Here is an 11,268-nt window from a genome sequence, read left to right as displayed (position 1 = left end):
AATTAAACATAAAAATAAAAAATTCAGCTCGTGCTAAATCCGAAAAGTTAGCGTCTATTTACACGCTACGTTTCATACAAAAGACCGTTAAACGAAACTTTTAAAAAAAAAAATATTACAACTTACACTGTAATATAAAAATAAGACCTAACTCTACTCTTTTGTGGTGGTTTTTTTATTTTAAATTAAGAGTCAAGATGATAAAATACAAATATTTGGAATTCTGATTTCTATTACAAACCAAAACCTGAGATTTCTGAATATTTCTCTCTAAATGCTGCTTTTAAGAATGCATCTTGCATGGCTTCCTTAGCTTCTTCGTCGTTTTTAAGGTATCTACAAGCAATAAAAAACATTGCTTCACAAAGAGATCATATATTTTTATTTGAGCTCTCTGGTTGCCTTTTCTACTGCTTAGAATTAAAAGGTTTACTTCTTTAGACATGAACAGGGTTGGTTCTATTCTTAAAAACAAAAAAAATAAAAGAGTTTTATTTTTTTTAAAATTAAGACAAAAAAACAGAGACTGGAAAACCAGTCTCTGTTTTTAAGATATTATCTTGTTGAGTTTTTGCTTAGTTATTCAAAGCTTCTGCTCTTTTGATTATTTAACTTCGCTACGCTACGTTTAATTATTCAAAGCTTCTGCTCCTCCAACAATTTCTAAAATTTCATTTGTAATTGCTGCTTGACGTGCTTTGTTATACGTTAACAATAATTCGTCTCTTAAATCTTTTGCGTTGTCTGTTGCTTTATGCATTGCAGTCATACGTGCACCATGTTCTGAAGCGAAACTATCTCTAATTGCTTTGTATAATTGAGTTTTTAAAGATTTAGGAATTAAAGCTTCCACAATTTCTTCTTTAGATGGCTCAAAAATATAATCAGAATTTACAGCACTTGCATCTCCACCTTCAATTGGTTTGATTGGTAAAAATTGTTCTACTTGTGGTAATTGAGTAGCTGCATTTTTAAATTGGTTATACACCAATTCAATTCTATCGTAAGAACCATTTTCGAATAAGCCCATTAGCTTTTCTGCAATTGCAGCAACATTATCAAAAGTTAAATCATCGAAAATATCATTTCGAGAGTCTATAACTTTATATTTTTTTGATAAAACGTCTCCTTTCTTACCAATTGTTAATAAATCTACAGTTGCATTTGCATATTTTGTGTCTATTGTTCTTACAACTTCTTTGGTTATCGAAGAATTAAAACCACCACACAAACCTCTGTTAGAAGTTACTACAACCATTAAAACTTTAGAAATTTCTCTTTGTGATGAATATACTCCTCCAGTGTCACTATCTAATGTTGCACTTAAATTTTGCAACAATTCTGTTAGTTTAGATGAATATGGCCTCATTGCAATAATTGCATCTTGCGCCTTTTTTAACTTTGCAGCAGATACCATTTTCATGGCAGATGTGATCTGCATTGTTGACCCAATTGAGGTGATTCTATTACGTATTTCCTTTAAGTTTGCCATTCTTGAGTTGTTAGTTATTAGTCTTTAGTTTTTAGTACTATTTGCCTAAAAGCTATATGCTAACGTCTATTATGCAAAATGCTTTGATATTTCAGCTGCTGCAGATGTTAAAGTAGCAATTACTTCATCTGTTAATTTTCCAGCTTTTAAAGTATCTAAAGTATCTCTATGCTTCGCATTTAAATAATCGATATAATCTCTTTCGAATTTTTTTACTTTATCAACAGGTACATCTTTTAACAAGTTTTTAGAACCTGCATAAATAATTGCAATTTGATCTTCTACTGGATAAGGATCGTTTTGAGCTTGTTTTAAAATTTCAACATTACGTTGTCCTTTAGAAATTACACTCATTGTAGCTGCATCTAAATCGGAACCAAACTTTGCAAATGCTTCTAATTCACGATAAGCTGCTTGATCTAATTTTAATGTACCAGATACTTTTTTCATAGATTTAATCTGTGCGTTACCTCCAACACGAGATACAGAAATACCTACGTTAATTGCTGGTCTTACACCTGAGTTAAATAAATCTCCATCTAAGAAAATTTGTCCATCAGTAATAGAAATTACGTTTGTTGGAATATATGCTGAAACGTCTCCTGCTTGTGTTTCGATAATTGGTAATGCAGTTAAAGAACCTCCACCTTTTACGATTCCTTTGATAGAATCTGGTAAATCGTTCATTTCACTTGCAATTTTATCGTCATTAATAACTTTTGCAGCACGCTCTAATAATCTTGAGTGTAAGTAAAATACATCTCCTGGATATGCCTCACGTCCTGGAGGTCTTCTTAATAATAAAGAAATTTCACGGTAAGCAACAGCTTGTTTTGATAAATCATCAAAAATAATTAAAGCTGGTCTTCCAGAATCTCTAAAATATTCTCCAATTGCAGCTCCAGCAAATGGTGCATATACTTGCATTGCTGCAGGATCTGATGCATTTGCGGCTACGATTGTTGTATATGCTAAAGCGCCTTTTTCTTCTAACATGTTTGCAATAGCTGCAACTGTAGAAGCTTTTTGTCCAATAGCAACATATATACAATATACTGGCTCACCAGCATCGTAAAATTCTTTTTGATTTAAAATAGTATCTAAAGCAACTGTAGATTTACCTGTTTGTCTATCTCCAATAATCAACTCACGCTGACCTCTTCCTACAGGAATCATTGCATCAATAGATTTTATACCAGTTTGTAAAGGCTCTGTTACAGGCTCTCTAAAAATAACTCCAGGAGCTCTACGCTCTAAAGGCATTTCGTAAGTTGTTCCTTCAATAGGGCCTTTTCCATCAATTGGACTTCCTAAAGTATCTACAACTCTTCCTACAATTCCTTCACCTGCTCTTAAAGAAGCAATACGTTCTGTACGTTTTACTGTTGAGCCTTCTCTAATTGATGTAGAAGCACCTAATAATACAACACCTACATTGTCTTCTTCTAAGTTTAATACAATACCTTCTAATCCGTTAGCAAATTCTACTAATTCACCATATTGAACGTTAGAAAGACCGTACACACGTGCAATACCATCTCCTACTTGTAAAACAGTTCCAACTTCGTTTAAAGTTGCTTTTGCTTCAAAATTTGTTAACTGTTGCTTTAAAATTGCTGATACTTCAGCTGGTTTAATACTTGCCATCTTTTATGATTTGATGTATAATTAAATTTTTGGAATGTAATGACTATTGTCAAATTCCTTTTTCAATTCGTTTAAATAATTAGAGATACTTGCATCATACTGCACATCTCCAACACGTAATATAAAACCACCTAATATAGCTGGGTTTATAACGTTTTCTAAATTTGCTTTTTCTCCTGTTAAAGCTACAATTTTATCTAAAACTTGTTGCTCAACTTCTTTTGTTAAAGCTACTGCAGTAGTAACTTTAGCTACTTGAGTACTTTTTAAATGATCAAATACTATTGCGTATTTCTTAGCAATAGAACCTAACATTGCTATTCTTTTATTGTCTTGTAATAAATGAAATAAACCTAATGTAACATTGTTTACTTTACCATCAAACAAAGCGTTTAATACTTTCATTTTGTCTGATACTTTTACAATAGGGCTGTTTAGCATTACTGCTAATTCTTTATTTTCTGCAATGGTATTCGCAATTAAAGACATATCGTCGTTTACTGCAGATTCTGATTTAGAATCTGTTGCAAGGTTTAAAATTGCTTTGGCGTAACGTAATGCTGCTCTTGCGTCTTTCATTTATGCTTAATTTAAAGTAACTTCTTTTAAGATATCTTCAACTAACTCTAATTGATCTTTCTTGTTAGATAATTCTTTTTTAATTACAGATTCTGCAATTCCTATAGATAACTCTGCTACATTCTTTTTAATTTCTGCTAAAGCTGCTTGCTTTTCTTGTACGATAGAAGCTTGTGCTTTTTCTATTAAAGCAGCAGTAACTTCTTTTGCATCTTCTTTAGCTTCAGATATCATTTTATCTCTAATATCTCTTGCTTCTTTCATCATTGCATCACGCTCAGCTCTTGCTTCTTTTACTAGCTTTTCATTATCTGCTTGTAAATTTTGCATTTCTTTACGTGCATTTTCTGCAGCTGCTAAAGCATTTTCTATTCCTGATTCTCTTTCTTCTAAAGAGTTTAAAATAGGTTTCCAAGCAAATTTTACCATTAAAGCAATTAAGGCTAACAGTAAAATTGTTGATACTGCAAATAAACCAGGTGAAAAGTCGTTTAATAAAGTTTCCATTCTATAGACTAATTATATATTTTTCTCTTATTCTTGTTTAATTTAAAAATAGGTTCTGTAACCAACCGTTACAGAACACTATTTTTTGTTTTTGTTTGGATTATTTTCCTAAGAATAATGCACCAAATGCTAAACCTTCTAATAATGCAGCGATAATAATCATTGCTGTTTGAATTTTTCCTGTCGCTTCTGGCTGACGAGCAATACCTTCCATTGCTTTTCCACCAATTTGACCTAAACCAATTCCTGCTCCGATTACGATTAATCCTGCTCCAATTAAATTGTACATAATAAATGTATTTATATTAAATTAAACAAACTTTCACTAATGAGCTTCAGCATGATCTTCTACTGCCATACCAATAAACAATGCTGATAGCATTGTAAAAATATACGCTTGTAAAAAAGCTACTAAAACCTCAATTAATAATATAAAAAATGATAATACAAATGACAATCCTGTTGCACCTACAACCCCTAAAGATTCTTTTAAAGTGAACATAATTGCAATTAAGCTCATTACCACAATATGACCTGCTGAAATGTTTGCGAACAAACGTACTAATAATGAAAATGGTTTAATTAATAAGGCTCCAGCTAATTCTATAATTGCTAAAACTGGACGAATTAATACAGGAACCCCTGGCATCCACAACATGTGCATCCAATATCCTTTTGTACCACTTACTGAATAAATTATTAACGTAAAAATTGCCAAACATGCTGTTACTGCTAGCTGACCTGTTACGTTAAATCCTAATGGAGTTAAACCTGCTAAGTTTAATACCCAAATAAAGAAAAATACTGTTAATAAGTATCCTGTAAATTTTCTATAATGTTTTTCTCCGATATTTGGTCTTGCAATTTCGTCACGAACATATAAAACCAAAGGCTCTAATACTCTTGCAAACCCTGTTGGAATTTGTTTTGTTTTGTATTGCTTTGCCAATCTTGAAAACCAAAACAATAATAAAAAACCTATCAATAGAATTCCAACTACACTTTTAGTGATAGAAAAATCTAATACTTTATGTGCATTGGTTGGATGGTGATCTTCATCAAAGTTTATTGATGAAACCCCTTTGTCTAATTCGTATATTTTAGAGTGTACTTTTGCGAATTTTAATCCTTTCTTTTCTACGATTACATGACCATCGTCATTATGGTGAAATTCTGATGACATAAAAGTAACCAAACCTTCACTTGTCCATAAAATTACTGGTAGTGGAAAACCAACATGTTTTCTTTCTCCATTGCTTGTGTAAGAAAACAAAGAAAAATCATGAGAATCTTTTATGTGATGAAGTATATAATCTTCAACCTCAGTTTTCGTATTTACACGACCACCATCATTTTGATTGTCTTGTTTTTTGTCAGATTCTGATGCGAAATTAACCGTTGTAAAAAGGGTTATTGCTGCTATTAAAAGAAACTTGATTGTTTTTTGTGCAACCTTCATTGTAAAAATACGCTTTCTAAATTCGGCGCAAAGGTACGCAATAATTCAAAACTACAAACCTTTTTTTGCTGAATAATTATTTATTCTTTTTTGTTGAGTATTTTTAATACAAAAATTGCTTCTGTTGATAAAAAAATAAAAAGCGGAATAAACAGTCCCATTTTTTCAGTAAGACTAAAGGAATCTACCGTGAATACTGGGTTGTAGAAAAAGATGCAAAATAAAATTAGTTTGATTAACAGCGTGCCTAAATAGATAAAACCAAGTTGAGGAAAAAGTTTATCAACAGTGGAAACAAATCGTAAATTGATGCAAATAATTGCCGAAAAAAAGGCATGAAAAAGGTAAATTTTTTCTAAAGAAAAGGAAATATTTAACTCAAAATATTCCAACAAAAAATGGTGCGTATAAAAACCAATTAAAAATAAAAGTACAAATACCAAAATGTATTTAAAAATATCTTTATTCATTAATTTTATTGGCTTGTTTTATTAATGCATACATGGCTAAAAAGATGGCTAATAAGGTAATTGTTTCTGTTAGGTAATTGAGTTCAAAAACTTTGTCTAACCATTTTCCTAATAAAAAACCTAAATAAATGGTTAAACCCATTTGTAAACCTGCACCAGAAAGTGCTATGGCTTTGTTAAGCGGTTTTTTCTGAGATTTTTTGTTTGTCATTTTTAGCGTTTATGTCTTTTAAAGTTCCCTTCATTACACAGGTTGCATTAAAAGTTGCACCAGGTTCTATAGATAGTTTTCCAATAGAAACATCTCCAGAAATATTTGCGGTTGCTTTTATTGTTAGTGTTTTAAAAACTTGTAAAGTCCCCGAAAATTTACCTTCTATGTCTGCATTTGCTGCTTCTACAGTTCCGTTTATAAAACCATCTACCCCAATAATTACACGACCTTGTGTTTTTAATGTACCTTCTAAAGTTCCATCAATTCTAAAATCACCATCAGATTTAATATCTCCAACAATGGTTGTGTTTTTTGCGACAACGTTTCTTTCCATAGCTTTTGTTTTTACCGGTTTTTTTTCTTTACTGTTAAACATATTTATTTGTTTAATTGTTCTAAGATTTCTTTTGCTTTTTTTCCTTCTTCTGAATTTCCGTAGTTAATTGCAACAAACTCTAAAGCTTCTTTATAAATTTCTTTTGGTAAATATTTACCAATGGCGTATGCTTTTAAAAGCTCAAACTTAGGTTTTAATTTTGAATTTGTTAAAGTTGGTAAAATACTATTAACTCCAATTAAAACATTTTTATATTCTTCTTTTTTATATAAATAGTATAGTTCTTTATACGATTTTTCTACTTCATTTATTTTGTCATTTTCTTCAAACTTTTTCTCTGGATTTTTGATCAACTGAGCAAAAACGGTATTTGGATAATTTGTAAGAATTGTGTTTTTATATTTTAATGCTTTGTTTGTTTCGCCAGCTTCATTATAAATTTGATATAAATGCCAGTTTATAGGTAAAATTAGCTCTTCTCTTGGTTGTAAGGTAGATACTCTTTCTAAACGATTTATTGCTAAATCTTTATTTTTAAATTGTTCTTTATAAATAACACCTAATTCGTATAAAGCTTGATTTCTGTCTGTTTTTAAGCTATCTATTACTTGTTTTTCTGTAGGAATTTTCTCTAAATAACTCGCCAAATCGTATCTAAGATTTTTTTGTTCTGTAGCAAGAGAGTCTTTAGCGATAATATTGTTACTTATTTTTGATGAGTAACGCCAATTATCTTCTAGTTTTCTGTTTCCCCAAACTCGTTGAAATTCTGTTTTACCAAATCCTAAAGATTGTGTGTTGTAAAAGTAGAATTTTCCTTTGTTGGATGATTGTAATGAATTACTTCCTGAAGAGCCTCCAAATGCTATTTGGTTTAATCTTAATTGTGCAGCTTCTTCGTCTTTCTTTTTTAAATCATCAATATAATTTTGAAAAAATTTTTCTTGTTCGGTTTTAGAAAGTGATGCAATTTTTATAATACTATCATGTCTTTCTACTACATCTTCAAATTTAATTAGCGAAGCTAAGTTTTTGTATTTTCTTTTTACTCTTCTAATTCGCAGGTCTAAACTATCTTTAGAAACGTTTAAAACACTATCGTAATAAGCACTTGCTAATTGATATTCTGAGTTTTTAAAATATAAATTCCCTAAATTTTCGTAGGTAAATGTTTTTTGTTTATCGCCACCATTTAAAGCTCTTAACGATTTATTGTAATACTCTTTAGCTAATTTTAAACTATCGTTTTTTTCGTGTAATGTGGCTACTTGATAATACAACTCGTCTAAATACGGTCTGTTATCTCTGTTTTTGATGAGTTTTTGTAATTTTTCTAACAAACTGAAAGATAAAGAGTCGTTATAAGCATTTCTTGCCAACTCAATATTCGCACGAATTTTATACTTGTAAGGTGCTTTTTTAAATTTAGACAACCTATTAAAAGCTAATGTTGCAGAGTCTTTTTTGTTTTCTTGCGCATAAATTTGCCCTAGAATAAACATGTTTCTTGCAGCTTGATCTCTGTTTTCTTGTGTTCTTGTGGCTAATTGTAAATATTTTTTTACTTTTTGAATGCTATCTGTTTTCACATACGCCATTGCCAAAGTTGTGTATGCTTGCTCTTTAATTTCATCTGGAAAATCTGGTTCTAAAGTATCTTTTACAACCATTAATAACTTCATGGATTCTATCGCAAATTCTTCATTATCTAAACGAATGTTTGATTTTGCTCTCCAAATCTTTGTTTCTGCAATTAAATTTGCATCAGGATAGTTTGCAATAACATAATTGAAAGCTTCAATGGCAGGAATAAAGCGTTGTGAATAATAACGTGATTTTCCTAATAACAAATAGGCATCATCAATTTGACGGTTTCTTTCTAAACCGTTGATATTCATACCATGTTTTTGTATCGCTTTTACTGCTTTTTCTTCTGCTTTTTCGAAAGGACCAGATGATTCTTTTGTTGTTTCATTAGTATCTGTGCCTCCAAAACCTGCTCCAGGACCATTGTTATTAAAAGTAGGTACAGTTATTTTACGATCATCAAACTCAATAGGTTCTATTGGTAATTGTTCAAACCAATCATCATTATAACCACTATTTATACCTTCTACTCCTTTTTTAAAAGCTTCTTCACCATTAAATAAAATATTAAAATAGGTTGTCATTGCATGATAATTTCTACTAATAATAGTATCTTTTTTCGTGCTACAAGAATATATTGCTGTAAAAGCAATGGCAATAAAAAGTAATTTTTTAATGTGTTTCATAAATGGAAAAAACTCTTATCTAAAACTAAATTCTGTCGAAAATAGTATAAATAAGAGTGTAAAAATAGTAATAAATTAAGAATCGCTTAATTAAAGTGCAAAATAGCTTTCTAATTCTTTTAAAGTTTCTGGTGATGTGTTAATATCTTTTACAACTGTACCTTTATCTAAAACTACAATTCGCTCACAAACTTCTGTTACGTGTGTTAAATCGTGACTAGAAATTAACACTGTTATTTCTCTGTTTTCTGTTAACTTTTTTATGATTTGTTTTAATCTAATTTGCGTTGTTGGATCTAAGTTTGCAAAAGGTTCGTCTAAAATCACTACTTGTGGGTTACCCATTAATGCCGCAATAATTCCTGCTTTTTTCTGATTTCCTTTACTTAAATCTCTTAAGTATTTTTTCTTTCCAATAATTTCTCCATTAAAAAACTCATCAAACTGAGCAATAAACTTAGCAACGTCTGCTTTATTCATACCTCTTAAATCACCTACAAAATCAAAATATTCTTCTGGTGTTAAATAGGTAATTAAAAAAGATTCATCAATAAAAGAACCTGTAAAGTTTTTCCAATCTTCACTTTGGCTAACCACAATATTGTTGTTGGTAACTGCACCTGTTGTTGGTCTTATTAAATCTAAAAGAATATTAAATAATGTTGTTTTTCCTGCACCATTATTACCCACCAAACCAAAACTTTGTCCTGTTGGAATTTCTATAGATTGTACATTTAAAACTTCTGTTTTTCCGTATTTTTTTGAAATTGTATCTATTGTAATCATTGTATATTTTTTTAGTGATAATTAGGCTTCTTTTCCGAAAGCATTAATCATTACGTATTTGTTTTGTATGTATTTTTTCTCAATAAAGTTCATGGCATATTTTTTACAAAGCAAGCTTATAATACCAATTGCAGCAACTGCTATATACCCAGAGTTTCCACCAACAAATTTGTTGAAAACCCAAAAAATAGCCATTGGCAATATCATTAAAGGAATAATGATTAAAAATTGAGTTGCACTTGTGCCTTGTGTGTTTCCAAAACCACTTTTATTTAAGTCTATTCTTTTTCTATTAAAAGAACCCGCAAATAATAAAAACAAGGAGTTAAAGCCAATGTTAAAAATGGCTCCAGCTGTAATCATTAAGAAAATATCTAATCCGAAGTACAAATATGGAAAACTTAATAAGTATAAAAACGAAGTCATTACTACCATTAAAATCCATTTAGATTCTAAAAATTTACGGTATTTGAAACTTTGACTCATTAACATTTTATAATGTGCGCTGTCCCAAGCTGGAATAAATTGCCCATAATTTAATGCAAAACCTCCACTTACAAAAAGCGATGCAAACATTAACATTGCAGGCATTTCTCTATATGTTTTTTGGGTAAAAAATATCAATCCATAAAAAAGAAATAAGAATGACATTAAAAAAACAGTTTTAGTTCTTTTATTTCTCCAAATTAAACGAATATCATTTTTTATAAAGGGAGCAACATCACCTAATTTATCTGCAAAAGATAAATCTGCGGATTTTGCTTCTTCTACTTTTTGTGAAACTGCCTCATCTAAATACACCAAGTTTTTAAGCTGCTTGAAGTTTAAATGATACAAAACAGCTAAAATAGCAACTCCAATTAAAGAATATATTGGGTTTTCATAAACAGCATCAAAAATTTGACCACCAAAAGCAGTAACGTTATAAATATCGAATTTTTGTAAGCTAATTAAACCTAATAAAACAACTATTATAACACCTAAGGCAATGTTGTTTTTATTGATTAAAAAGTTTAAAAAATTGGCAGACTGAATCATTAAAATGATAGTAAATAACCAACCCAAAACTCCAGCAACGTTATACCCTTCTATGATTAAAACAACTGCAAACGGAATGTAGAAAAACAATCCTAAAATATTGAAAAAAGAAGCTGATGATTTTGCCAGCACATAATGTACCAATTTACTTCGTTTTATGGGAAGCGTTAATAATGGTTTGATGTTCATTATTGGTAGCTTTTGCATGAGGTATCTAAAAATTAAATCGCCCAAAACAGCATACAAGAGGAAAGAATTTACCAATGTTAATGGATCTGTTTCTGGAAATTTTTTCTTTAAAATGTAATAACCACCAACACCAATTGCTAGAAAAGAAACTATAAAATAAAGTGCAAAAAATGCCATAATTATTTTTAAAGCAATTCCTTTTTGCCAGTGAGAAGAACGAAAATATTGTTTCCATTCTAATTTTAAGAAGCGTAAAGTCATAAAGTTAAATTAGTTT

13 protein-coding genes are annotated in these 11,268 nt (G+C 30.2%); all 13 read right to left on the bottom strand.

Annotation, left to right across the window (positions count from 1 at the left end):
* Window positions 1-233: 233 nt before the first annotated feature.
* The 13 genes from FDT66_RS14210 to FDT66_RS06660 all read right to left on the bottom strand — a co-directional run bounded on the left by FDT66_RS14210 (window position 234) and on the right by FDT66_RS06660 (window position 11,252).
* Window positions 234-356, bottom strand: coding sequence for an RNA polymerase sigma factor (locus tag FDT66_RS14210; protein ID WP_262709557.1), 123 nt, complete (start codon window positions 354-356; stop codon window positions 234-236).
* 272 nt (window positions 357-628) lie between these two features.
* Window positions 629-1,492, bottom strand: a complete 864-nt coding sequence (gene atpG, locus FDT66_RS06710; RefSeq protein WP_138535400.1) for an ATP synthase F1 subunit gamma — start codon at window positions 1,490-1,492, stop codon at window positions 629-631.
* 69 nt (window positions 1,493-1,561) lie between these two features.
* A complete protein-coding gene (atpA, locus tag FDT66_RS06705; RefSeq protein WP_138535399.1) occupies window positions 1,562-3,139 on the bottom strand; it encodes a F0F1 ATP synthase subunit alpha in 1,578 nt (525 codons plus the stop codon).
* A 21-nt stretch (window positions 3,140-3,160) separates the two neighbouring features.
* On the bottom strand, window positions 3,161-3,718 hold the full coding sequence (gene atpH, locus FDT66_RS06700; RefSeq protein WP_138535398.1) for an ATP synthase F1 subunit delta: 558 nt from the start codon (window positions 3,716-3,718) through the stop codon (window positions 3,161-3,163).
* A gap of 6 nt (window positions 3,719-3,724) precedes the next feature.
* Window positions 3,725-4,225: a F0F1 ATP synthase subunit B gene (locus tag FDT66_RS06695; protein ID WP_138535397.1), complete on the bottom strand. Its 501-nt coding sequence runs from the start codon at window positions 4,223-4,225 to the stop codon at window positions 3,725-3,727.
* 100 nt (window positions 4,226-4,325) lie between these two features.
* Window positions 4,326-4,514 (bottom strand): ATP synthase F0 subunit C, encoded by a 189-nt coding sequence (gene atpE / locus FDT66_RS06690; protein WP_013993139.1) that lies wholly within the window; start codon window positions 4,512-4,514, stop codon window positions 4,326-4,328.
* 36 nt (window positions 4,515-4,550) lie between these two features.
* The gene (gene atpB / locus FDT66_RS06685) at window positions 4,551-5,684 is read right to left on the bottom strand and encodes a F0F1 ATP synthase subunit A (protein ID WP_138535396.1); all 1,134 of its coding nucleotides are present in this window, start codon (window positions 5,682-5,684) and stop codon (window positions 4,551-4,553) included.
* An 80-nt stretch (window positions 5,685-5,764) separates the two neighbouring features.
* Window positions 5,765-6,154: a DUF6168 family protein gene (locus FDT66_RS14285; protein WP_222927910.1), complete on the bottom strand. Its 390-nt coding sequence runs from the start codon at window positions 6,152-6,154 to the stop codon at window positions 5,765-5,767.
* Window positions 6,147-6,365 (bottom strand): AtpZ/AtpI family protein, encoded by a 219-nt coding sequence (locus FDT66_RS06680; RefSeq protein WP_138535395.1) that lies wholly within the window; start codon window positions 6,363-6,365, stop codon window positions 6,147-6,149. Before FDT66_RS06680 ends, FDT66_RS14285 begins: the two co-directional genes overlap by 8 nt.
* Window positions 6,331-6,702, bottom strand: a complete 372-nt coding sequence (locus FDT66_RS06675; RefSeq protein WP_394347928.1) for a bactofilin family protein — start codon at window positions 6,700-6,702, stop codon at window positions 6,331-6,333. Before FDT66_RS06675 ends, FDT66_RS06680 begins: the two co-directional genes overlap by 35 nt.
* Before the next feature lie 44 nt (window positions 6,703-6,746).
* Entirely contained in the window at window positions 6,747-8,978 is a 2,232-nt protein-coding gene (porW, locus tag FDT66_RS06670) for a type IX secretion system periplasmic lipoprotein PorW/SprE (protein ID WP_138535393.1), read from the bottom strand.
* A gap of 90 nt (window positions 8,979-9,068) precedes the next feature.
* Window positions 9,069-9,764, bottom strand: a complete 696-nt coding sequence (locus FDT66_RS06665; protein WP_138535392.1) for an ABC transporter ATP-binding protein — start codon at window positions 9,762-9,764, stop codon at window positions 9,069-9,071.
* Window positions 9,765-9,785: 21 nt separating this feature from the next.
* Window positions 9,786-11,252: a DUF5687 family protein gene (locus FDT66_RS06660; RefSeq protein ID WP_138535391.1), complete on the bottom strand. Its 1,467-nt coding sequence runs from the start codon at window positions 11,250-11,252 to the stop codon at window positions 9,786-9,788.
* Window positions 11,253-11,268: the final 16 nt, after the last annotated feature.

It is taken from the genome of Polaribacter aestuariivivens (assembly GCF_005885675.1).
GTDB classification, from domain to species: Bacteria; Bacteroidota; Bacteroidia; order Flavobacteriales; family Flavobacteriaceae; genus Polaribacter; species Polaribacter aestuariivivens.
Note: the sequence above shows the minus strand (reverse complement) of the source record. Positions and strands in the feature narration are given on the sequence as shown.

Excerpts from the sequence above, each read along its gene's own strand:
- FDT66_RS06680 (WP_138535395.1), bottom strand. The coding sequence starts at position 6,365 with ATGACAAACAAAAAATCTCAGAAAAAACCGCTTAACAAAGCCATAGCA.
- FDT66_RS14210 (WP_262709557.1), bottom strand. The coding sequence starts at position 356 with ATGTTTTTTATTGCTTGTAGATACCTTAAAAACGACGAAGAAGCTAAG.
- FDT66_RS06665 (WP_138535392.1), bottom strand. The coding sequence starts at position 9,764 with ATGATTACAATAGATACAATTTCAAAAAAATACGGAAAAACAGAAGTT.
- FDT66_RS06660 (WP_138535391.1), bottom strand. The coding sequence starts at position 11,252 with ATGACTTTACGCTTCTTAAAATTAGAATGGAAACAATATTTTCGTTCT.
- porW (WP_138535393.1), bottom strand. The coding sequence starts at position 8,978 with ATGAAACACATTAAAAAATTACTTTTTATTGCCATTGCTTTTACAGCA.
- atpH (WP_138535398.1), bottom strand. The coding sequence starts at position 3,718 with ATGAAAGACGCAAGAGCAGCATTACGTTACGCCAAAGCAATTTTAAAC.
- FDT66_RS14285 (WP_222927910.1), bottom strand. The coding sequence starts at position 6,154 with ATGAATAAAGATATTTTTAAATACATTTTGGTATTTGTACTTTTATTT.
- FDT66_RS06695 (WP_138535397.1), bottom strand. The coding sequence starts at position 4,225 with ATGGAAACTTTATTAAACGACTTTTCACCTGGTTTATTTGCAGTATCA.
- atpG (WP_138535400.1), bottom strand. The coding sequence starts at position 1,492 with ATGGCAAACTTAAAGGAAATACGTAATAGAATCACCTCAATTGGGTCA.
- atpA (WP_138535399.1), bottom strand. The coding sequence starts at position 3,139 with ATGGCAAGTATTAAACCAGCTGAAGTATCAGCAATTTTAAAGCAACAG.
- atpE (WP_013993139.1), bottom strand. The coding sequence starts at position 4,514 with ATGTACAATTTAATTGGAGCAGGATTAATCGTAATCGGAGCAGGAATT.
- FDT66_RS06675 (WP_394347928.1), bottom strand. The coding sequence starts at position 6,702 with ATGGAAAGAAACGTTGTCGCAAAAAACACAACCATTGTTGGAGATATT.
- atpB (WP_138535396.1), bottom strand. The coding sequence starts at position 5,684 with ATGAAGGTTGCACAAAAAACAATCAAGTTTCTTTTAATAGCAGCAATA.